The organism is Pseudomonas sp. YL2 (assembly GCF_023063025.1).
Taxonomy (GTDB): Bacteria; Pseudomonadota; Gammaproteobacteria; order Pseudomonadales; family Pseudomonadaceae; genus Aquipseudomonas; species Aquipseudomonas putida_A.
The window spans coordinates 103777-124914 of record NZ_JAJSLU010000005.1 but is presented as its reverse complement, the minus strand read 5'-3'; the positions used below and the strand labels follow the sequence as shown (position 1 = coordinate 124914).

The 21138-nt window shown below is 60.9% G+C and carries 15 protein-coding genes; 3 read left to right on the top strand and 12 right to left on the bottom strand.

Annotation, left to right across the window (positions count from 1 at the left end; genetic code table 11):
• Window positions 1-68: 68 nt before the first annotated feature.
• Window positions 69-5234 carry a dermonecrotic toxin domain-containing protein gene (locus LVD08_RS09790; protein ID WP_247268026.1) on the bottom strand — a complete coding sequence of 1722 codons (5166 nt, stop codon included), beginning with the start codon at window positions 5232-5234 and terminating at the stop codon, window positions 69-71.
• A gap of 313 nt (window positions 5235-5547) precedes the next feature.
• Between LVD08_RS09790 and LVD08_RS09785 the strand changes: the two genes are divergently transcribed.
• Window positions 5548-6567 (top strand): alpha/beta fold hydrolase, encoded by a 1020-nt coding sequence (locus tag LVD08_RS09785; protein ID WP_247268025.1) that lies wholly within the window; start codon window positions 5548-5550, stop codon window positions 6565-6567.
• 178 nt (window positions 6568-6745) lie between these two features.
• Here LVD08_RS09785 and LVD08_RS09780 read toward each other — a convergent pair whose 3' ends face one another.
• The 11 genes from LVD08_RS09780 to LVD08_RS09730 form a co-directional block, all read right to left on the bottom strand.
• Entirely contained in the window at window positions 6746-7075 is a 330-nt protein-coding gene (locus LVD08_RS09780; RefSeq protein WP_177439989.1) for a GlpM family protein, read from the bottom strand.
• 8 nt (window positions 7076-7083) lie between these two features.
• Window positions 7084-8412, bottom strand: coding sequence for a sigma-54-dependent transcriptional regulator (locus LVD08_RS09775; RefSeq protein ID WP_183783991.1), 1329 nt, complete (start codon window positions 8410-8412; stop codon window positions 7084-7086).
• A complete protein-coding gene (locus LVD08_RS09770; protein WP_096795599.1) occupies window positions 8409-10310 on the bottom strand; it encodes a sensor histidine kinase in 1902 nt (633 codons plus the stop codon). The genes LVD08_RS09775 and LVD08_RS09770 overlap by 4 nt, the downstream gene beginning before the upstream one ends.
• Before the next feature lie 76 nt (window positions 10311-10386).
• Window positions 10387-11121 carry an amino acid ABC transporter ATP-binding protein gene (locus LVD08_RS09765; RefSeq protein WP_007963947.1) on the bottom strand — a complete coding sequence of 245 codons (735 nt, stop codon included), beginning with the start codon at window positions 11119-11121 and terminating at the stop codon, window positions 10387-10389.
• The gene (locus tag LVD08_RS09760) at window positions 11118-11789 is read right to left on the bottom strand and encodes an amino acid ABC transporter permease (protein ID WP_007963949.1); all 672 of its coding nucleotides are present in this window, start codon (window positions 11787-11789) and stop codon (window positions 11118-11120) included. The genes LVD08_RS09765 and LVD08_RS09760 overlap by 4 nt, the downstream gene beginning before the upstream one ends.
• Complete coding sequence (locus LVD08_RS09755; protein WP_027612077.1) at window positions 11789-12535, bottom strand: amino acid ABC transporter permease; 747 nt, start codon at window positions 12533-12535, stop codon at window positions 11789-11791. The genes LVD08_RS09760 and LVD08_RS09755 overlap by 1 nt, the downstream gene beginning before the upstream one ends.
• Before the next feature lie 190 nt (window positions 12536-12725).
• A complete protein-coding gene (locus LVD08_RS09750; RefSeq protein WP_027612076.1) occupies window positions 12726-13652 on the bottom strand; it encodes a glutamate/aspartate ABC transporter substrate-binding protein in 927 nt (308 codons plus the stop codon).
• 397 nt (window positions 13653-14049) lie between these two features.
• Window positions 14050-15585 (bottom strand): glycerol-3-phosphate dehydrogenase, encoded by a 1536-nt coding sequence (gene glpD, locus LVD08_RS09745; RefSeq protein WP_247268024.1) that lies wholly within the window; start codon window positions 15583-15585, stop codon window positions 14050-14052.
• Window positions 15586-15907: 322 nt separating this feature from the next.
• Window positions 15908-16663 (bottom strand): DeoR/GlpR family transcriptional regulator, encoded by a 756-nt coding sequence (locus LVD08_RS09740; protein ID WP_007916700.1) that lies wholly within the window; start codon window positions 16661-16663, stop codon window positions 15908-15910.
• A gap of 238 nt (window positions 16664-16901) precedes the next feature.
• The gene (glpK, locus tag LVD08_RS09735; protein WP_027612074.1) at window positions 16902-18404 is read right to left on the bottom strand and encodes a glycerol kinase GlpK; all 1503 of its coding nucleotides are present in this window, start codon (window positions 18402-18404) and stop codon (window positions 16902-16904) included.
• Window positions 18405-18482: 78 nt separating this feature from the next.
• Window positions 18483-19334, bottom strand: coding sequence for an MIP/aquaporin family protein (locus tag LVD08_RS09730; RefSeq protein WP_027612073.1), 852 nt, complete (start codon window positions 19332-19334; stop codon window positions 18483-18485).
• 362 nt (window positions 19335-19696) lie between these two features.
• On the opposite strand from LVD08_RS09730, the gene ybaK reads away from it, so the two are divergent.
• Both ybaK and LVD08_RS09720 read left to right on the top strand, forming a co-directional pair.
• The gene (ybaK, locus tag LVD08_RS09725; RefSeq protein ID WP_003227741.1) at window positions 19697-20167 is read left to right on the top strand and encodes a Cys-tRNA(Pro) deacylase; all 471 of its coding nucleotides are present in this window, start codon (window positions 19697-19699) and stop codon (window positions 20165-20167) included.
• 95 nt (window positions 20168-20262) lie between these two features.
• Entirely contained in the window at window positions 20263-21045 is a 783-nt protein-coding gene (locus tag LVD08_RS09720; RefSeq protein WP_027612072.1) for a PhzF family phenazine biosynthesis protein, read from the top strand.
• The last annotated feature ends 93 nt before the right edge of the window (window positions 21046-21138 follow it).

Genomic DNA, 21138 nt, shown 5'->3' with positions numbered 1-21138 from the left:
TCATGTTAACGGCGCTGTCGACCGCTCAAGCAGCAGCGGAGCACAGTCAGTGCCCCGCTGGTTTTGCGCTAGAGATCAGCGAAATGCCGGATCCCCAGCGGTTTGCCGATATCGCCACGCCAGATCGCCTCGACCTGCGCACCGCCGGCGGCCTGGGCCTGCTGCCATTGCAGGCCGAGATTGCGTTGCTCCGGCAATTTCAGATGGGCTTTGACGAAGTCGGCGAACGGCACCTTGTCCGAGGTGTAGTGAAAGTGCGCATACCACAACGTGCGCGGCGGCGTGCTGGTGAGGTCGCGCACCTGGTATTCCTGAAGGAAATCCTTGCGCCCGTCAGCGCGTTTGCCCAGCGCCCGCAGCGATCCTTCCTTGCGAATCTCTACCACCTGCTGTTGCAGCAAATAATCCAGATAGCCTTCGGTAGGCGTCTTGCTGCGCCGTGACTGATCAATGCGCAGCGTGCGGCCGGTACGCCGCAGTTCAGCGGCCGTGTCGTGCAGTTGTCGCACTACAGGTTCAGTCGGTGACAATCGCTCGATGACCTGCGCGCGGGTACTCAGCTCGGTCGCTTCGCTGACGAGCATGTGTTCCAGATCCACCGGCAGCATGTCCTGAGGGGCGTAGGCCTGAACCCGGTTGCTGTAGGCCGGAACCGCCGCGAGACGTTTTCGCGCCTCGGCCAGCAACGGCTGAACATCGGTCGGCAGTGGTGCAGCGGCTGGCGCGGGTTGGGCTTGCAGATGGTATTTACCGCTGGAGCGCTGTAGCCAGGTTTCGCGGAAACCGTCGATGCCTTCGACGGTGAAGCGTTTTTCCCGGGTGCCGGGGTCAATGCTTTCGGTACCGATCAGCAACTGGTTGTCCTCGGTTTCGAACAGTTGCCTGCCGCCCGGCTCTCTCGGTTTGATCGGCGGGCGCTGTTTGATCGAGTGCCGCGCGTGTGCTTCGACCTTGGTCAGGCCATCGAGGAATGGCCCGACCTGTTCCAGATCCAGATGCTGCGCATAACCCAGTGTCCAGGCGTTGAGCTGACGACGGAAGCCGGCATAGATCTGCAGGCAATCCTCGATCACTTGTTTGCGCTCGACCAGGCTGGCGCTGACCTCTGGCAGGTGATGCTGGGTCAGCAGTGCGCGCCCGACTTTGACCCGGGCGTCTTTGAGCTGGGTATGAAAATACACCCAGGACAGGTCGGTGACTGCGTCGTAACGAGTAATGATCTCCAGCAGATGCGCAGTCCTCAGGTAGTGGTGCGTGTTGTCGCCCAGGTTGCGGTTGAGCGCGGTCATGTCTTTCGCCATCTGGGTTTTCTGCGCGCGATTGCTGATGCGGTTGTTCCACAGGTTGGCCTGCTCGGTGATTGCGTGCAGTTGATCGAACTCCATGAGGAAATCCTTGCGCACCTGCTTGCGCCGGGCCATGAGCTTTATATGGGCCGCTGTATTGCCGAAAGGGGTGGCATCGGACTCGGCGACCAGTGCGTCGATCCGGTTCAGGTGTTCCAGCAAGCGGTCGCGGGCGACGGTGACGCGCTGCACGGCGCGGTCGACCACGATCCAGGCACAGCGGCTGCGGATGTCTTCGATCTGCAGACGCTTGCGGCCATGGCTCAAGGGCAACAGTTCGGCAAGGTTGTCGTATTGGGCGATCGCGAGGTCGATGTCATTCAGGCATGCTGCGTCGACTGCTGTGTGTAGTGGCTTGCGCTGGGCAACGTCGAGTTTCTGGTAGTTCTCCAGCAGCTGGTTGGAAGCGCGTGTCTGGGTATCAAGGCGCCGGGTATAGGCGTCGGCGGTGTTGGTCAGGGTCAATTGCCTGCGCAGTTGCCGATCGGTCCACCAGCGCGGTAACCACTGGCGAATTGGCGCGGGCCAGAGCGGGTCCATGCCGTCGGCCAGATGTCCGAGCACGGCGCCACCGCCTGCACCACCACCGTCCATAACGGTGCCGTACACCGCGTAATGGGTGTTCCACTGGCCGTTTTCGTCGAGGGCGATCGGTTGTTTGTAGCTGCGCATCCGTGAGCCATAAAGCCTCCAGCCACGCGGCGCATCGCTGAGCTGAACCCGATAGATGCGGCCCTGACGAATGATGAAGTCACCATCGGCGTGACGATAGACGTTGCGATAGACCCCATGGGTGGCCGGGTGCAGGCCGGCGAGGGAGATGTCGAATTCGTACTCGTAACCCTTGAAGCGCTCGAGCGACTGCCGTGCCCATTGCCAGGACGTCGACATCGCGGCGGATCTGCCCAATGCCGCGCGTTGCCGCTGGCGGCTGGCCAGACGAGCGGCTGCGGGTGCCGAGACAGTTCCGGGCAGAACATCCATTGCCGCGTCGATCAGCGACAGCAGCACCGCCTCCACCTCCGCCAGACCATGCCCGAGCTCGCCGCGCAAGAACGCCGCGACCGCCAGATTGGCACTGTTCCAGGCGTCATACAGGGCCACGGCCGCGCCCACGAACGGCAACATGCCGATGGCCATTTTCAGATAGTTGAACAACGCCCCGGACTTCAGTGCACAGCGTTCGAGATACAACGCATCGTTGGAACGTGAACTGCTGCGATGGGCCTCCAGCAACCGGCCCATGTGCACGTTCAGTAAATGAATGGCCAGTGATGTGGTCGCCGGCCACGCCATCCCGACGCCGATCAGCGCATCGAAATTGCGCAGTTGGGCCTGGTTGATCCGGCTGACATGGCTGGCAAACTCGCCGCTCACGGCGCGTCCGGCCAGGTAGCTGACCATTTTGCTGTCCACACAACGCTTGAACAGATCCACCCGCGCCTGTTCCAGCGTTTCGTATTGACGGAGGAAGATCGCGTCGGTGCTGTCGGGCTGGTACAGCAGCGTCAGGCCACTGGTCTGCTCGACAATGAACGTGACACCCGCGAGCGTGCTCGGTCCCTGATGCGCGGTGTCTTCTCCTCCGACCGTCAGGTGCACCGGCAGCAGCGCGATGCGTTGTCCATCCTCGGCATACGCCTGAGGTTTAGTCGCCTCGATGGCGACCTTCAGCACGGCATGGCCGGCACTGTCGATGTGCCGTTGCAGCAGGGCGAATTCACCTTGCAACCGGAGCATCAGCCGCCACGGTTCGCTCAGGCATTCACGGCGCCAGGCCTGCTGAAACGCCGGTTCTCCCGGCGCGCCGAAAAATGCCTGGCGAATCAGTTCTTCGTAACGTCCGGGCAGATCCAGCTCTGTTACCAGATTGCGCAAATAGGCCGGGGTGATCCCGGCTTCCAGGCGCTGTCGATCAGTGGGGTTCTCGGCGCGGATCCTGGCCCGCATGAAGGACAGGCGCCACTGCACCTCCTGATCGATGTTTTCCTGTGCCAGTTGTTCAAGGGTGAGTTCGCCGCGCTTGTCGCTCGCGGTCAGGATATTGCGTTGCGGTGTGCCAGGCGCGGCGCCTTCCATCACGGTTTTTTGCCAGAAGGTCGAGTCGGGCAGGTCGAGGCTCACGCTCGCGCTTTGTTTGAGCGCGAAGTCTGCGCGCAAGCGGGCGTCGATGCGTTGTTCGGCGAAGGCCTGACGCGGCGGTAATTCCCGTTCGAGCAACGCATGAGCGCGTTGCATGGCGCCGAGGTACTGGCTGATCAGCGTTTTGATCCGTGCACGTGGCGCGTCGTCCAGTTTTTCAAACCATGCCGGCAGGTTGCCGGCCAGCGCCGCGCTGCGATCTTGCGCCTGACGTTCGGTAAATGCCCGTTCACGGGCTTGCGTGACCGCTACGGTCAGGCGTGGCAGATATTGTTCGCGCAGCTTTTCCATCTCGGCCCGGCGTTGGTCGGCACGGCCGGGCAGCGGGTTGTCGCGCAGGATCTGCGCGGCCTGCTGTTCGCATTGATAGAGCTGTTGATCGAGGGACCAGGCCAGAGGGTCCCCCGTGAGCGGCGTCAGGTGCAGGGTCAGCCCGCCGTCGTTCGGCGAATGTTTGAACAGATCCTGTGCCAGCGCTGTACGTGAAGTAAAACGTTGCAGCCCGCCGAACTCGCCCGGCCAGTAAAGCAGCAGGCTGTCGCTCGAGTCAGGCTCCAGTGCGGCGGTCGTCGCTATGATCAGTACGCCATGCAGCTCCTCGACGGCGGTCATGTTCTGATCTGCCGCCGCCATCGATAGGCGGGCGATAACCCCGTCCGCTGTCGGCAGGTTGCGCCCCGGTGCGTCCAGCATTGCGATGACGCGCCGATGCTCCTCGACGGTCAGCTGATCCAGCGCCCTTTGCAGTTCGACCTCGGCGCGCAGCCCTGCGATACGGGCCTGAAGCAGGGCGTGGTAGTGCTGGTTGCTGGCCTGGCGCAGTTCGAGCATCGTCAGCGGATGGTGGCTGTCGAGCAGGGCGGATGCCGCGTCATGACTGGCTTGCTGCGCCTCGCTCAAAGCGTCGAATCGTTGCGCCAGTTGCTGACGTTGCGGGCTGTTCAGCTCGGCGTCGCCAAACAAGCGGTCGAGCGCACGTTGTTCAAGCGCCAGCGTCTGCCGGCGCGCGTCCAGGGGAATATCGGCAACCAGCAAACCGAAGGGCGCAACTTCATCGACGGTTTGCCCGGCGCTCTCCGGCAGGGTGGGCGCGACCGGGAAAAATTTGTCGAGCGCGGCCCAACTGGCACCGCTGCTTGCCGATGTGGACAGCAGTGGTTCAATTCCGCGTGTGAACGGATCGCTACCGAACTCGATGAAGCCCAGCGAGGTGATGCGTAACGGATCCGGCTGCTGGTCAATCAGCCAGCGTTCCAGCGCGGTCTGCTGTTCGAAACGGATCAACGGTTGCGAGTGCGTGGGCAGATAAAGCAGCAGCGTTTCCTCCAGCTTGATCAGCAACGTGCCGTACACACGCAGGCGGCTGTTATCGACGCGGTTGAGTACCGGTTGCGCGACCCGCAGGTCCGCCACGACCTTGTTCGAAGGGGGGAGGAGCTGCGACAGCCTCTGTCGTTGTGTGGCGTCGAGCCTGCCTTCGGCCCCCGCCCAATGAAGCGCGGCCTCGAAATGCCGGTGATAGAGGCTCAGGGCATGCTCGCGCCGCGACAGCGCAGTGCCGGGCGCGCGGACATCCCACCAGGCGCTTTCGGGTTGTTGGGGATGGTGGGCCAGGAGATCCAGCCATTGCTGGTGACAGTCGTTCAAACGAGCCGTCGCCAACAGGTAAAGCGTTTGATCGACGCATGGCTGTAATCGTTGATCAAGGCCGAAGTCGGCCGTTGCAGAGGGCAGTGCGTGGGACATGCGACAAGGCTCCAGAGGGCATGCAGACCGGGTAATCCCGGCCTTCATGCCTATTAAAGGCGCGCTCTCACAGGCCCTTGCGGTACATGGTTATCGCTGGGTAGTGGTTTTGTTTCAGAGGATGTACAGACCGCTCCGGCCTGATTCGTTGCCTTCATCGCGCTGGCGTAGAAGATCGTGTCGGACGTCGGAACGCTGTGCAGGATGACCGCTCGGCAATCTTCATCAAACTGTCACGCAACTGTGGCAGCGCGCTTGAACAAACTTCATCAGACTCGCGCTCTACTGGGGTTCTGCGTTTCGGTGTTTCTTCATGCGTTTATTTTTTCTGTTGGCCGCGCTGTTGTTCGGCCTGCCGTCGATGGCGGCTTCGCGTTGCGACATCAATGTACCGACTGAACGGGTCGATCTGGCACAGGTGAGCCTGGCGTACCAGAGCATCGGCCGTGCCTCGGATCCGGCGCTGTTGCTGGTCATGGGCCTGGGTGGTCAGTTGATCCACTGGCCGGACGAAGTGGTGGTTGCGCTGTGTCAGCAGGGCTTTCGGGTGATCCGCTACGACAACCGCGATGTCGGCCTGTCGACCTGGCGTCAGGCCCCGGTCGAGGCCAACCTGACCTTTGAAGTGCTGCGCTACAAACTCGGCTTGCCGGTGTCGGCGCCGTACTCGCTGACGGACATGGCCGACGATGCGCTGGGCTTGATGGACGCGTTGCACATCGACCAGTTTCACGTATTGGGCGCGAGCATGGGCGGGATGATCGCCCAGCATCTGGCGGCGATGGCACCGCAGCGGGTAGAGAGTCTGACGCTGATCATGACCAGTTCCGGCGCCGAAGGTTTGCCGGCGCCCAGTGCGGCGCTCGTGCAATTGCTGGCGCGGCGTGGTGCGCCGAATCGCGAGGTGGCGCTGGAACAGCAGGCCGATCTGCTGGCGGCGCTTGGCAGCCCCGCGGTCACCGATGACCGGCAAGCGTTGCTGCATCAGGCGGCGGTAGCCTACGACCGGGCGTTCAACCCTGAGGGCGTGAAGCGCCAGATCATGGCGATCCTTGCCGAGCCGAGCCGGGTGGCCTTGCTCAATCAACTGCGGGTGCCGACCCTGGTGGTGCACGGCACGGCCGATCCGCTGTTGCCGGTGATGCACGGCGTGCATCTGGCGGCGCACATTCGTGGCAGTCAGTTGAAGCTGATTCCGGGGCTGGCTCATCGCTTTCAGGAGGCGTTCAAGGCGCCGTTACTGGCGGCGGTTTTGCCGTATTTGCAAGAGCACCGTGAAGACACCTCGCACTGGGCGCAGATCGAGCCGGTGGCGAGCGGTAACCTGCTGTAGGCGAGGTTTTGGCGGTGTTGATTCGGGCCTCTTCGCGAGCAAGCCCGCTCCCACAAGGGGAACCGTATTCCGAATGTGGGAGCGGGCTTGCTCGCGAAGGGGCCATCACTGTCACTCAAAGAGTCGGCAGGTGTATCCGGGGCGAGCCGGCAGATCCTGAGTGAAGCCAATGCTGTGATCAGCTGTGCAGGCGCACCCAGACCGTGACCAGCACGGTCGCTGCGATCAGCCACGCGACCACCGCCACCGCCAGTGAAGCCTCCAGGCGCATGCGGTCAACCATCACGTACAGCGTCGCCAGATAGATGAAGTACGGAATGATCGACCACATGCCGAACACAATCGTCGCCTTCAGATCGTCGATCGAACGACCTTTGCCGACGATGTAGTGGGCGATCAGGGCGAAGGTCGGAAACAGCGGCACCAGTCCGGCGATGTAATAGTTTTTGGTCTTCGACAGCGCGGCGAGGATCACCACCACCGCCGCGCCGAGTGCCGCTTTGAGTATCAGATCCATCAGTGGCTCAACCCGTACTTTTTCACTTTGTCGAACAGCGTGGTCTTGGCCATGCCCAGTTCTTGACTGGCCTGGGTCAGGTTGCCGCCACTGCGTTGCAAGGCGTCATTGAGCAGGTTGCGCTCGAAGGCTTCCACCGCTTCGGCGAACGCCAGCCCCTGACCGCCGCTGCTGGCGCCGGACTTCTTGAACGCCGGCAGGCCGAGGGCAAAGCGCTCGGCGACGTTACGCAACTCACGCACGTTGCCCGGCCAGTCGTGGCTCATCAGGTTCGACAGGGTCTGGTTGTCCAGCTCGGGCAATACCCGGTCGAAACGCAGCGCCGACTGCTGGGTGAAGTGTTCGAACAGTTGCAGGATATCTTCACGGCGCTCGCGCAGCGGCGGCAGCTCCAGCGTCACCACGTTGAGGCGGTAGTACAAGTCGCTGCGAAACTCGCCGGCCTTGCTCGCTTCGTCGAGGTCGGATTTGGTTGCGGCAATCACCCGGCAATCCACCGCTACGCTCTGGTTCGAGCCGAGGCGTTCGAGGGTGCGTTCCTGCAACACCCGCAGCAATTTGATCTGCAGGGGCAGAGGCATGCTTTCCACTTCATCGAGGAACAGCGTGCCGCCGTCGGCGTGTTCGATCTTGCCGATGCGCCGTTTGCCGGCGCCGGTGAAGGCGTTGGCCTCGTGGCCGAAGATCTCGCTTTCGAAGAGGTTTTCCGGCAGGCCGCCGCAGTTCAGCGCGACGAACTGCTTGGCATGCCGACGACTGAAGTCGTGCAGGCAACGGGCGACCAGTTCCTTGCCGGTGCCGGTCTCGCCTTCGATCAATACGTTGGCCGAGGTGTCGGCGACGTTGGCGATCAGTTCGCGCAGGTTCTGCATGGCTGGCGAGCGCCCGATGATCCGGCCTTCAAGGGAATCGCGTTCGGCCAGTTGCCGACGCAGCGAAGACACTTCCCGAGCCAGGCTGCGTTGCTCCAGTGCGCGACGAGCGACGTCCACCAGACGCTCCGGCGAGAACGGTTTCTCCATGAAATCGTAGGCGCCTTTCTGCATCGCGCCGACCGCCATGGAGATATCGCCATGACCGGTGATCAGCACCACCGGCAGACTGCGGTCGCGCGCCTTGAGGCGGGTCAGCAGTTCCAGGCCATCGATGCCGGGCAGGCGAATGTCGCTGATGACGATCCCGGCAAAGTTGTCGCCGACCTGCTCCAGCGCTTCTTCGGCACTGCCGACGCCGATGCAGGGAATGTCTTCCAGGGTCAGCGCCTGCTGGCAGCCGAGCAGCACATGGGGGTCGTCTTCGACGATCAGCACACTAAGGTCGTGGTTCATATTGGCTCGGCAGGAGTAGGGCTTACCAACGGTAAACTGAGGACGAAGGTGGTGCCACCGCTGGCCGGGTGTTCGACACCCAGATGACCGCCGGTGGCGGCAGCGAGGCTGGCGGAGAGGGTCAGGCCGAGGCCCAGACCCTGTTCGCCGGGTTTGGTGGTGAAGAACGGCTCGAACAGATGCTTGCGTGCTTCGGCGTCGACACCGTGGCCGTTGTCGCGCACCCGCAGGCGATATTTGCCGTTGAACTCTTCGCCTTCCAGCCACAGCTGCGGTGAAGGTTGCGCCTGCATGGCGTCGAGGGCGTTGCCGATCAGGTTGACCAGAATCTGTTCGAGGCGGGTCTGGTCGATCTGCACCTGTACGTCGCTGAACTGCCGGTGCAGTTGCAGCGCCATGCCCTCGACCCGCGCGCCGAGCAGTTGCAGGGCCGCGTCCACCGCTTTGCCGAGACTGGCCTGGCCTTTGTCGTCACCACGGCGGGCGAACGAGCGCAGGCTGGCGGTGATCCGGCCCATGCGGTCGATCAGGTCGTTGATGGTCTTGAGGTTGGTGCTGGCGACGTCGAGCTGGCCGCGTTCCAGAAAGCGTATGGTGTTGCCGGACAGGGTGCGCATCGCCGCCAGCGGCTGGTTCAGTTCGTGGGCGATGCTGGTCGACATCTGGCCGATGGCCGCGAGTTTGCCGGCCTGCACCAGTTCGTCCTGAGCGCGACGCAGGGTCTCTTCGGCCTGGCGTCGCTCGCGGATCTGGCTCTTCAGCCGTTCGTTGCTGGCGCGCAGGTCGCCGGTGCGTTCGGTAATCCGACGCTCCAGTTGATTGTTGGCTTCCTGCAAGGCTTCGCGGGCGGCGAGGCGGGTGGCGATGACCTTGCGCCGCTCGTTCCAGGCGATCAGCAGGAACGCCACCAGGGCGAAGGCCACCGCCACCAGGATTCCCTGATTGATCGCTTCACGACGCAAGTCCTGCAACGGTGTGAGCAGGGTGAAATTCCATGGTGTGTCGCTCAGCGGCCGGGTCTGCGCCAGATAGCTGATGCTGTCGTCATCGGCGCTCAGTTCGCTGTTGGCCGGGAAGGTCAGTTTCTCCACTCCGTCGGCCAGGGTTTCGCGGGCCAGCGGTTGCAGTTCGTTGAGCGGGAACCAGTAGTACTGCAGGCTGCGGGCGAGCTTCTCTTTGGTTTCATCGCTCAGCGGCACCACCGATTTCAGGCGCCGCGCCGGATCGCTGGAAAGAATGATGATGCCGTTCTCGTCGCTGACGAAGGCTTCCAGGCGGGCGCGTTGCCAGCGCTCTTCCAGCGCTTCGAGGCGCACCTTGACCACGGCGACGCCGATGATCTTGCCGTGTTCTTCCAGACCGTGGGCGAGGTAATAACCGGGTTCGCCGCTGGTGCTGCCGATGCCGTAGAAACGTCCGGGCTCGCCGCGCACGGCGTTCTGGAAATAGGCGCGAAAGGACAGGTCTTCGCCGAGGTAACTGTCGACGTCGCGCCAGTTGCTGGTGGCCATGACGCGGCCGGTAGTGTCCATCACGTAGATAGCCCGACTGCGGCTGCGCCGGTTCAGGCCTTCAAGGTAAGCATTGACCGTTTGCCGGTGTTCCGGGGTCGGGTCGGCCAGCAGTTGCGGGACACTGGTTTCCAGTTCCAGCAGGCTGGGCAGGTAGGTGTATTTGCTGATCTCGCTTTCGACCGTGCGCGCGTGCAGTTCGAGCTGACGCTGGCCGTTCTCGCTGAGGCTGCGGATGCCGAAATGTTCACTGGTCCAGAAGCCGATGTAACCCAGTCCGATCATCAGGATGATGATCAGCGGCGGCAGGAACAGATGGCGAATCAGACGGGGCTTCACGGCAAGTGATGGCGGCGCTGCGCGATAGAGATTGGGGTCGCATTTCATCACAGTTGCCTTGGGTCAACCACCACACAAATCTCTGGATCATCATCGATCCAATGTGGGAGCGGTGTGTGGTTTTTTAGTGCTGCAGGATTTTCTCGAGGAAGTGCTGCGCGCGTTCGGAGCGGGCGCTGATGTCGCCGAAGAACTCCTCTTTAGGGCAGTCTTCGATGATCTTGCCGGCGTCCATGAAGATCACCCGGTCAGCCACTTTGCGCGCGAAGCCCATTTCGTGGGTCACGCACATCATGGTCATGCCTTCGTGGGCCAGTTGCACCATCACGTCGAGCACTTCGTTGACCATTTCCGGGTCGAGCGCCGAGGTCGGTTCGTCGAACAGCATGACGATCGGGTCCATGGCCAGTGCACGGGCAATCGCCACACGCTGCTGCTGACCGCCGGACAGTTGCCCCGGGTGCTTGTGCGCATGCGCCGACAAGCCGACGCGTTCCAGCAGTTGCAGACCTTTCTTGGTCGCCTCTTCCTTGCTGCGGCCCAGCACCTTGATCTGCGCGATGGTCAGGTTCTCGGTGATGGTCAGGTGCGGGAACAGCTCGAAGTGCTGGAACACCATACCGACGCGCGAACGCAGTTTCGGCAGGTTGGTCTTGGAGTCGGCAATCGAAGTGCCGTCGACGACGATGTCGCCTTTCTGGAACGGCTCCAGCGCGTTGACGCACTTGATCAGGGTCGACTTGCCCGAACCCGACGGACCGCAGACCACGATCACTTCGCCTTTCTTGACCTCGGTGCTGCAATCAGTCAGCACCTGGAAGTCGCCATACCACTTGTTGATGTTCTTGATGGAGATCATACGGCAAACCTTTTTTGCAGACGCTTGACCAGCAGCGAGGCGGAAAAGCTGATGATGAAGTAGACGACACCGGCAAAGATCAGGAACTCGTTGGAACGACCGATGATGTCGCCGCTGGAACGGGCGGAGTTGAGGAAGTCCACCAGGCCCACGGTGTAGACCAGCGAGGTGTCCTGGAACAGGATGATCGACTGTTGCAGCAGCAACGGGGTCATCTTGCGGAACGCCTGGGGCAGGATGATCAGCCGCATGGTCTGGCCATAGGTCATGCCCATCGCCTGGGCCGCGGCCATCTGGCCTTTGGGGATCGACTGCACGCCAGCCCGGACGATCTCACAGAAGTACGCGGCTTCGAACATCATGAAAGCCACGACGCAGGAGGTGAACGCGCCGATCGGGGTGTCTTCGCCGGTGATCCAGCGCAGCACGAACGGCACCGCCAGGTAGAACCAGGTGATCACCAGCAGCAGCGGGATCGAGCGGAAGTAGTTCACGTAGGCGCCGGCGACGCGCGACAGCAGTTTGCTCGACGACAGGCGCATCAGCGCGAGGATCGTCCCCAGCACGATACCGCCGATCACGCCCATGACCATCAGTTGCAAGGTCATGACCATGCCGTTCCACAGGCCCGGGATCGCAGGGATGATGCCGCTGAAATCGAAGTCCATTATTTACCCCCCACGGAGATCAGGCCGGGCACTGCGACTTTCTTCTCGACCATGCGCATCAGCAACATCAGGCTCATGTTCAGGGTGAAGTAGATCAGCGTGGCCAGGGTGAAGGCTTCAAACAGGTTGGCCGAGAACTCGGCGGTCTGCTTGGTTTGCGCCAGCAGTTCCATCAGGCCGATCAAGGACGCCACGGAGGAGTTCTTGAACACGTTGAGGAATTCCGAGGTCAGCGGTGGAATGATGATGCGGTAGGCCTGGGGCAGCAGCACGTTCCAATAGATCTGCGGCAGCTTGAAACCCATGGCGCGGGCGGCGGATTCCTGGCCGCGTGGCAGCGCCTGGATGCCGGTGCGCACTTGCTCGCAGACCCGCGCGGCGGTGAACAGACCCAGGCACACGACCACGCTCAGGTAGGCCGAGGTGGTCGGGTTCAGATCCTGCTTGTACCAGTCCTGCAGGTTTTGCGGCAGCAGATCGGGTACCAGGAAGTACCAGATGAACAGCTGCACCAGCAGCGGCACGTTGCGAAACAGTTCGACGTAGCAGGTCGCGATGCCCGATACGAGGCGGTTCGGCACCGTGCGCATGACCCCCAGAATGGAGCCCAGCAGCAAGGCGATGATCCATGCCACGATGGCGATGGCAATGGTCCAGCCCAGGCCGGCGATGTACCAGTCGAGATAAGTCTCGCTGCCTACGCCGGTGGACTTGAAGAACACGCCCCAGTCCCAGTTGTAATTCATTAGGGTCTCCCCTCGAAATCGATCGATGTACAAGCACCCGCTTGGGGAAGATCCTTTCCCGTCCGACGTTGAACGCCGGGCACACGCGATCGGCTCGAAAACCGCCAGGTCGAGTGTTCCACTGTAAAACCAGCAGGTAACAGACGCCTGAGGGAGGGTGGCTCCCTCAGGGGATAAGGTTAGTCAGGAATCAGATTTTTACGTCAGGCGCCGGCTTGTCGCTCGGGTTGGCGATCAGTTCCTTGACCTTGTCGCTCATCGGGAAGTTGAGGTTCAGGCCCTTTGGCGGAATCGCGGTTTCGAACCACTTCTTGTAGATCTCGTTGATCTTGCCGGATTTGTACAGGCCGACGATGGCGTCATCCACAGCCTTCTTGAAGGCCGGGTCGTCTTTGCGAACCATGCACGCGTAGGCTTCGAACGATTGCGGAGTACCGGTGATGACCCAGTCGTCCGGCTTCTTGGCCTTGGCTTCTTCGCCGGCCAGCAGGGCGTCGTCCATCATGAAGGCAACGGCACGGCCGCTTTCCAGCATGTTGAAGGATTCGCCGTGGTCCTTGGCGGAGATGATGTTCATGCCCATCTGCTTGTCGGCGTTCATCGCTTTGATGATGCGCTCGGACGTGGTGCCGGCGGTGGTCACGACGTTTTTGCCTTTGAGGTCGGCAAAGTCTTTGTAGGACGGGTTGCCATCCTTGTCTTTCTTGACCAGCAGGCGGGTGCCGATTTCGAAGATGTTGACGGTGAAGTCGACTTGCTGGGCGCGTTCGGCGTTATTGGTGGTGGAACCGCACTCGATATCCGCGGTGCCGTTCTGGATCAGCGGGATACGGGTTTGCGAGGTCACCAGGTTGTATTTGACCTGCAGGTCTGGCTTGTTCAGGTCTTTTTTCAGGGCTTCAACGATGGCCACTTGAATGTCGTGGGAGTAGCCCACTGGCTTGCCGGAAGCATCCGCAATGTAGGAAAACGGGATGGAGCTGTCGCGGTGAGCGAGGGTGATGGTGCCGGAATCGTTGATTTTCTTCAGGGTGCCGGTGAGTTCGGCGGCGAAAACTGGCGTGCTGATCAGAGCGGCCGCAATGGCTGCGCCCAGGATATGGGGAACGATGCGCATCAAATTTTCCTCGAATTGTTTTTTTTATGGAGCCAGTTCGTCGGCCCTTTTGTGCTTCGAATGCCTGACGGCTCCTGAAGTGTTGGCACGGCAGGCATTCGTCGAGAGAGTGTAGAGCATGAGTCGTGCCAGAGCAGTCGATAGTGGCTAATGGCTTGATTTATAAGGTGATTAAAGTTTTGTGTCGGTGTTTTTCGATGAAACTGATCCGGTTATCCGAATCGACCGGGAGGTCGCGTTCGGAAATCCGAACGCTCTTTTAATCGCTGCCCTCACATTGATGATCGTTCGAGCCCACATTCCCTCGCCACAGGGTTAGTGGCAGGCAAAGTAAGTCACGCAGCAAAAAGCCCCTGAATCTCTCAATTCAGGGGCTTTCGTTTAAGCGATGTTCAAATCACGCCGCTTCAGTCTTGCGGTTCTGCTCGACCTTGCCCAGGTAGGCCGCCAGTTTCTCTTGCTCGGCCGGGGTAGTGAACAGGCCCAGTTTGCTGCGGCGCCACAGGATGTCGTGGGCGGTGGTGGCCCATTCTTCGCTGCACAGGTAATCGACTTCACGGGTGTAGAGCCCGCCACCAATGTGTTCGCCCATGTCGGCGAGGGTTTCCACGCCTTCGAGCATGCGCCAGGTGCGGCTGCCGTAGGTGGTGGCCCAGCGGCGGGCGATCTCGGTCGGGACGAAGTCGAACTTGTCGCGGATCTGCGCGCTCAAGGCTTGCGGGGTGGTCATGTCTTCGCCGCCGGGCAGGGTCGCGGTGGCGGTCCAGCTCGGGCGCATCTGGGTGAAGTACGGCATCAACTGGGCCATCGCTGACTCGGCGAGTTTGCGGTAGGTGGTCAGTTTGCCGCCGAACACCGACAGCAGCGGTGCTTCTTCGCCACCGCCAGACAATGCCAGGGTGTAATCGCGGGTCACGGCGGACGGGTTGTCGGATTCGTCGTTGCACAGTGGACGCACGCCCGAGTAGCTGTGCTGGATGTCGTCGCGGCTGATCTGCTGCTTGAAGTGCGCGTTGACCACTTTCAGCAGGTAATCGGTTTCGCCGTCGGTGATTGCCACTTTCGCCGGATCGCCGGTGTATTCACGGTCGGTGGTGCCGATCAGGGTGAAGTGGTTCAGGTATGGAATGGTGAAGACGATGCGCTGATCTTCGTTTTGCAGGATGTGCGCGTGATCGCCTTCGTACAGCTTCGGCACGATGATGTGGCTGCCCTGAATCAGGCGGATGCCGTACGGCGATTCCATTTTCAGGTCGTCACGAATGAACTTGGCGACCCACGGGCCGGCGGCGTTCACCAAGGCTTTGGCAGTGATCGAAAACAGGCTGCCGTCGGCGCGTTCCAGATTCAGGTGCCACAGGCCCTTGGCGCGGCGGGCGCTGACGCAACGGGTCTGGGTGTGTACGTGGGCACCTTTTTCCCGGGCGGCCATGGCGTTCAGAACGACGAGGCGGGCGTCATCGACCCAGCAATCGGAATATTCGAAGCCCTTGGTGATTTCGATTTTCAGTGCGCTGTCGGCACCGAACTTCAGGCTTTTCGAACCTGGCAGTTTTTCGCGCTTGCCGAGGTTGTCATAAAGGAACAGGCCGGCGCGGATCATCCAGGCTGGACGCAGGTGCGGACGGTGCGGCAGCACAAAGCGCATCGGCTTGACGATGTGCGGCGCCTTGGCCAGCAGCACTTCGCGCTCGGCCAGCGCTTCACGCACCAGACGGAATTCGTAATGTTCGAGGTAGCGCAGGCCACCGTGGATCAGCTTGCTGCTGGCCGACGAGGTGTGGCTGGCCAGGTCATCCTTTTCGCAAAGGAACACCGAGAGACCGCGACCGGCGGCATCCGCTGCGATCCCCACGCCATTGATCCCGCCGCCAATCACGGCAACGTCGTAGATCTCGGAGATAGGGGGCGTACGCAAGGTAGATGTGGACATCGGCTGGCCTCGGGCTCTTTTGATTTTCTGTCTTGGAAATCGAACATAAATGTTCATTTGCGAAAATGGTAGCCCATAAAGACGCGCGCAGCCAGTCGCGTTCGATTGAAAAAACTCATCGAAGGGCGGCTAAAAGAAAATTTTCGAACATTATTGAGTCGAGGGATGCTTTTTGTGGCGAGGGGATTCATCCCCGATGGGCCGCATAGCGGCCCCTCAATCAACTACCGTGGGGTATCAGGCACACCGCATTGGATGGTTTTGGGACTGCTTCGCAGCCCATCGGGGATAAATCCCCTCGCCACATGGGAATGTTGAGGGTTTAAACGACTTCCAGACGAATCTTGTGCTGGCTCAGCAGTTGCGCCAGTGCCGGCACCGGCTGCTGATCGGTCACCAGGCAGTCGATCAGGCTGATCGGACCCAATCGAATCATCGCATTGCGCCCGAACTTGCTCGAGTCCGCCGCCAGAATCACCTGCCGCGCATTGGCAATGATCGCCTGCGACACGCGCACTTCCTGATAATCGAAGTCGAGCAGGCTGCCGTCTTCGTCGATGCCGCTGATACCCACCAGCGCGAAATCGACCTTGAACTGGTTGATGAAGTCCACGCTCGCCTGACCCACCACACCGCCGTCACGGCGCACGTTGCCGCCAGTCAGTAGCACATCGAAATCATCCTTGGCGCTGAGCATCGAGGCGACGTGCAGGTTGTTGGTGATGATCTTCAAATGGTTGTGATTGAGCAGGGCGCGGGCAATCGATTCGGTGGTGGTGCCGATGTTGATGAACAGCGAGGCATGATCGGGGATCTGCGCGGCGATGGCTTCGCCGATGCGTTGTTTTTCGTCGCGCATCTGGTCGGCGCGCATCGCATAAGCGGTGTTTTCGACGCTGGAATCATAGGCCGCGCCGCCATGGTAGCGACGCAACAGATTGGCTTCCGCGAGCTGATTGATGTCGCGGCGGATGGTTTGCGGGGTAACAACGAACAGCGTGGCCATTTCCTCGATGCTCACATAGCCGCGTTCGCGAACCAGCTCGAGGATTTGCTGCTGACGGGGAGGCAGATTCATGGGGCTTCCTTTGGGCTGCCGTGCAAAATTTGCCCATGATGACGCAGGAATCTCCTCCCGACCAGTTTCCAAACAACGTGAAAGCTACTGCGCTCGGCAATCCTGCGTTAAAAACAGGCTCGGACTGCTCATTTACAAACCCGTAAACTCCGCGTCCTCGCCTGTTTTTGCCTTGTCTTGCCTTCGCTCGCTACGCTTTCACGCTGTTTGGACAGCTTAAGTCAGTCTTCAGACTGGCTTATTCAGCGTCTTCACGCGCCCAGTCACGGGTGCGGCTGACGGCTTTTTTCCAGCCTTTGTACAGCTTCTCTTTCTCGGCTTCGTCCAGGCTCGGTTCGAACTCACGCTCGATCACGGCCTTGCCGCGCAGTTCGTCGAGGCTGCCCCAGAAACCGCACGCCAGACCGGCCAGATACGCCGCCCCGAGTGCAGTGGTTTCGCGCATTTGCGGACGCTCGACCTGGGTGCCGAGGATGTCGGCCTGGAACTGCATGAGGAAGTTGTTCGCGACCGCGCCGCCGTCCACGCGCAGGGCCTTGAGGCGTTCGCCGGAGTCCTGTTGCATGGCGTCGAGTACGTCGCGGGTCTGGTAGGCGATCGATTCCAGCGCAGCGCGGATGATGTGATCCACGCGCACGCCGCGCGTCAGACCGAACAGTGCACCGCGGGCATACGGGTCCCAGTACGGAGCGCCCAGACCGGTGAAGGCCGGTACCAGGTACACGCCGTTGCTGTCCTTCACTTTATTGGCGAAGTATTCGGTGTCGTGAGCGTCGTTGACGATCTTCAGTTCATCGCGCAACCACTGCACGGTCGAACCGCCGTTGAACACCGCGCCTTCCAAAGCGTAAGCCACTTCGCCACGCGGGCCGCAAGCGATGGTGGTGAGCATGCCGTGTTGCGATTTCACCGCTTTGTCGCCGGTGTTCATCAGCAGGAAGCAGCCGGTGCCGTAGGTGTTTTTCGCCTGGCCCGGCTCGACGCACATCTGGCCGAACAGTGCCGCTTGCTGGTCACCGGCGATACCGCCGATGGCGATGCCGCTCTTGGTGCGACCATAGATTTCCGAAGAGGCTTTGACTTCCGGGAGCATTTCGCGCGGGATGTCGAGGATTTCCAGCATCTTCGAATCCCACTCCAGCGAATGGATGTTGAAGAGCATGGTGCGCGAGGCGTTGGTGTAGTCGGTGACGTGTACCTTGCCGCCGGTGAATTTCCAGATCAGCCAGCTATCGACGGTGCCGAACAGCAGTTCGCCATTGCGCGCACGCTCGCGGCTGCCTTCGACGTTGTCGAGGATCCACTTCAGCTTGGTGCCGGAGAAGTACGGGTCGGTAACCAGACCGGTGTTGTCGCGGATGTACTCTTCGTGGCCATCGCGCTTGAGCTGCTGGCAGATCTCGGTGCTGCGGCGGCACTGCCAGACGATGGCGTTGTACACCGGACGACCGGTGGTCTTGTCCCAGACCACGGTGGTTTCACGCTGGTTGGTGATACCGATGGCGGCGACCTGATCGTGATGCAGACCGGCCTGGGCCAGTGCTTCAACCATCACCGCGCTCTGGGTCGCAAAGATTTCCATTGGATCGTGCTCGACCCAACCGGCTTGCGGGTAGTGCTGGGCGAATTCGCGCTGGGCGGTGCAGACCACGTTCGCATCGCGGTCGAAAATGATCGCGCGGGAGCTGGTCGTACCCTGATCGAGGGCAATGATGTAGTTCTTATTCTGAATGTCGGTCATGTCGATTGCCTTGGACTAAATAAGGGAGAGTGGGCCGGGGCGCGGGTTCGAAATGGGCAGGAGCCCGCGCCGACTGTTTCAAGAAGTTCTTGGTTTGCCGTCAATGGCCGGTTCTGCATCCTTTGTAGCAGGTGTGGCGCCGGTCAGGTGACGGGCGATGAGCCCGCGATACCCGGCAGCGCCGAGGCAGGCACCGACAATCGGTGCAAAAATCGGAATCAGGAAGTACGGAATATCGCGGCCGCCAGTGAAGGAAATTTCACCCCAGCCGGCGAAGAAAGTCATCAGTTTCGGACCGAAGTCACGCGCCGGGTTCATCGCAAAACCGGTCAGCGGGCCCATCGAGCTGCCGATTACGGCAATCAGCAAACCGATCAGCAGCGGAGCCATCGGGCCTTTCGGCAGACCGTTGTTGTCATCGGTCAGGGCCATGATCACGCCCATCAGGATCGCGGTGATGATCATCTCGACCAGGAATGCCTGAGCGGTGGACAGTACCGGATTGGGGAAGGTCGAGAACACCGAGGCCAACTCAAGGCTGGCAGCGGTGCCACGCACCATGTGGTGAGTTTGTTCGTAATCGAAGAATAGATTGCTGTACAGCGTGTACACCAACAGCGCACCGCAAAACGCGCCGGCGATCTGCGACAGGATATAGAACGGCAGTTTGCGCTTTTCGAAGTCGGCGAAAATGCTCAGGGCAATGCTCACGGCGGGGTTCAGGTGCGCGCCGGAAACCCCGGCGGTCAAGTAGATCGCCATGCTCACGCCGACGCCCCAGATGATGCTGATTTCCCACAGACCGAAGCTGGCGCCCGCGACTTTGAGCGCGGCGACGCAGCCAGTGCCGAAAAAGATCAGAAGTGCAGTCCCCAGAAACTCGGCCAGGCATTGGCCGGAAAGCGATGGTTGCTGTAAAGCAGTTGTCATTGAAAACCTCGATTTTTGTTGTTGTCTGGCGCGCTTGCCGTCAGGGCAAGGCGCGATTTTCCCCGGGGCAGGATCCCCATCCTGTTCCCGGTTTACTGCTGGGTGCTGCGGTGATGATAATTCTTACATTATTCAGATTCGAAAAAATATAGACAAGAAACAAACCTGTCAAAGGTCGAAAGTGAACCATCGGTCACAATTAAACTATCAGCCTGCTGAATGATCCTGCGGAGGACGGGGGCGATAGCCCGGTGATTCACCTGCAACGCCCGGAAAACGGGGCCTGCGCTAGAGCCTTTTGCGAGGTGATGGCCTAGAATCCGGCGCAGGATTTTTCTGTTGATGCCGAGCCTGGAGCTGCCATGACCCCTGCGTTGGACTTGTTGAAAAAAGTTCGTGCCGAACATCGCGTGCACAGTTACGAACATGACCCCAAGGCCGCGTCCTATGGGCTGGAGGCCGCCGAGAAACTGGCGCTGGAGCCGGCGCAGGTGTTCAAGACGCTGCTCGCTGCCAGCGAAAAAGGTGAATTGCTGGTGGCGGTGGTGCCGGTCGTCGGAAGTCTTGATCTCAAAGGTCTGGCACACGCGGCGGGCGTCAAGAAAGTCGAAATGGCTGACCCGGCTGCGGCGCAGCGTTCCACCGGTTACCTGTTGGGCGGCATCAGTCCGCTGGGGCAGAAGAAGCGTCTGCGCACCTTCATCGATAACTCGGCCCAAGGCTTTGCGACTATTTATGTCAGTGCTGGCCGACGTGGTCTGGAAGTCGAATTGGCGCCGGCGGTTCTGGCTGAACACACCCAGGCCAAATTTGCCGACATCGGTCGTGCATGAACTTGCGTTCTGTATGAAGAAAATTGCCCGGTTCTGTCACTGGCGCTGAGCGCAGCGTGGCTGCATGCTCTGCCGATTCACTCAGGGAGAAGGTTATGCAGCTCGAATTTCATCAGGTTGATGCGTTCAGTGATCGGCCGTTCAGTGGCAACCCGGCGATGGTGTATCGGCTCGATGCATGGCTCGCGGACGATTTGATGCAGAAGATCGCCGCCGAACACAATCTGGCAGAAACCGCGTTCGTGGTGCGCGAAGGCGCGGCGTGGCACATCCGCTGGTTCACCCCGACCACCGAGGTGCCGCTGTGCGGGCATGCCACACTGGCCAGCGCCTATGTGTTGTTCGAGGTCTACAAGGAAAATGCCGAGCGGCTGGACTTCATCTGCAAGTCCGGGCCGCTTAGCGTCAGCCGCGAGGGCGATCGCCTGTGGCTGGACTTCCCGTCGATTGTGCCGTCAGAAATTGGCGTGACGCTGGATGTCGAGCGCGCGCTGGGCGTCGAGGCGGTGGATGTGCTCGGTTCCAATGAATTGTTTGTGGTGCTGGAGTCGGAGCAGGCAGTGCTCGACTGCACGCCGGACATGATTGCACTGGCAAAACTGCCGTGGCTCGGCGCCATCGTGACCGCGCGCGGCAATCAGCACGATTTCGTCTCGCGCTACTTCGCCCCGGCGATCGGCATCAATGAAGATCCGGTCACTGGATCGACGCATTGCAGCCTGATTCCGTATTGGTCGAAACGTTTGGGCAAATCCAGTTTGACCGCGTGCCAGCGTTCGGCGCGGGGCGGGGAGTTGTTCTGTCGGCTGGAGGGGGAGCGGGTGAAGATCGGCGGGAATGCGACACTGGTGGCCAGCGGCACGCTGATCCTGGGTTGAACCCAAAACCAACTGTGGGAGCGGGCTTGCTCGCGAATGCGGGGTGTCAGTCAACGATGATGGTGGCTGATATACCGCATTCGCGAGCAAGCC

What these genes read in the sequence shown, in the direction of transcription:
- LVD08_RS09790 (WP_247268026.1), bottom strand. Translation starts at nt 5,234, where the DNA reads ATGTCCCACGCACTGCCCTCTGCAACGGCCGACTTCGGCCTTGATCAA.
- LVD08_RS09785 (WP_247268025.1), top strand. Translation starts at nt 5,548, where the DNA reads ATGCGTTTATTTTTTCTGTTGGCCGCGCTGTTGTTCGGCCTGCCGTCG.
- LVD08_RS09775 (WP_183783991.1), bottom strand. Translation starts at nt 8,412, where the DNA reads ATGAACCACGACCTTAGTGTGCTGATCGTCGAAGACGACCCCCATGTG.
- LVD08_RS09770 (WP_096795599.1), bottom strand. Translation starts at nt 10,310, where the DNA reads ATGAAATGCGACCCCAATCTCTATCGCGCAGCGCCGCCATCACTTGCC.
- LVD08_RS09765 (WP_007963947.1), bottom strand. Translation starts at nt 11,121, where the DNA reads ATGATCTCCATCAAGAACATCAACAAGTGGTATGGCGACTTCCAGGTG.
- LVD08_RS09760 (WP_007963949.1), bottom strand. Translation starts at nt 11,789, where the DNA reads ATGGACTTCGATTTCAGCGGCATCATCCCTGCGATCCCGGGCCTGTGG.
- LVD08_RS09755 (WP_027612077.1), bottom strand. Translation starts at nt 12,535, where the DNA reads ATGAATTACAACTGGGACTGGGGCGTGTTCTTCAAGTCCACCGGCGTA.
- LVD08_RS09750 (WP_027612076.1), bottom strand. Translation starts at nt 13,652, where the DNA reads ATGCGCATCGTTCCCCATATCCTGGGCGCAGCCATTGCGGCCGCTCTG.
- glpD (WP_247268024.1), bottom strand. Translation starts at nt 15,585, where the DNA reads ATGTCCACATCTACCTTGCGTACGCCCCCTATCTCCGAGATCTACGAC.
- LVD08_RS09740 (WP_007916700.1), bottom strand. Translation starts at nt 16,663, where the DNA reads ATGAATCTGCCTCCCCGTCAGCAGCAAATCCTCGAGCTGGTTCGCGAA.
- glpK (WP_027612074.1), bottom strand. Translation starts at nt 18,404, where the DNA reads ATGACCGACATTCAGAATAAGAACTACATCATTGCCCTCGATCAGGGT.
- LVD08_RS09730 (WP_027612073.1), bottom strand. Translation starts at nt 19,334, where the DNA reads ATGACAACTGCTTTACAGCAACCATCGCTTTCCGGCCAATGCCTGGCC.
- ybaK (WP_003227741.1), top strand. Translation starts at nt 19,697, where the DNA reads ATGACCCCTGCGTTGGACTTGTTGAAAAAAGTTCGTGCCGAACATCGC.
- LVD08_RS09720 (WP_027612072.1), top strand. Translation starts at nt 20,263, where the DNA reads ATGCAGCTCGAATTTCATCAGGTTGATGCGTTCAGTGATCGGCCGTTC.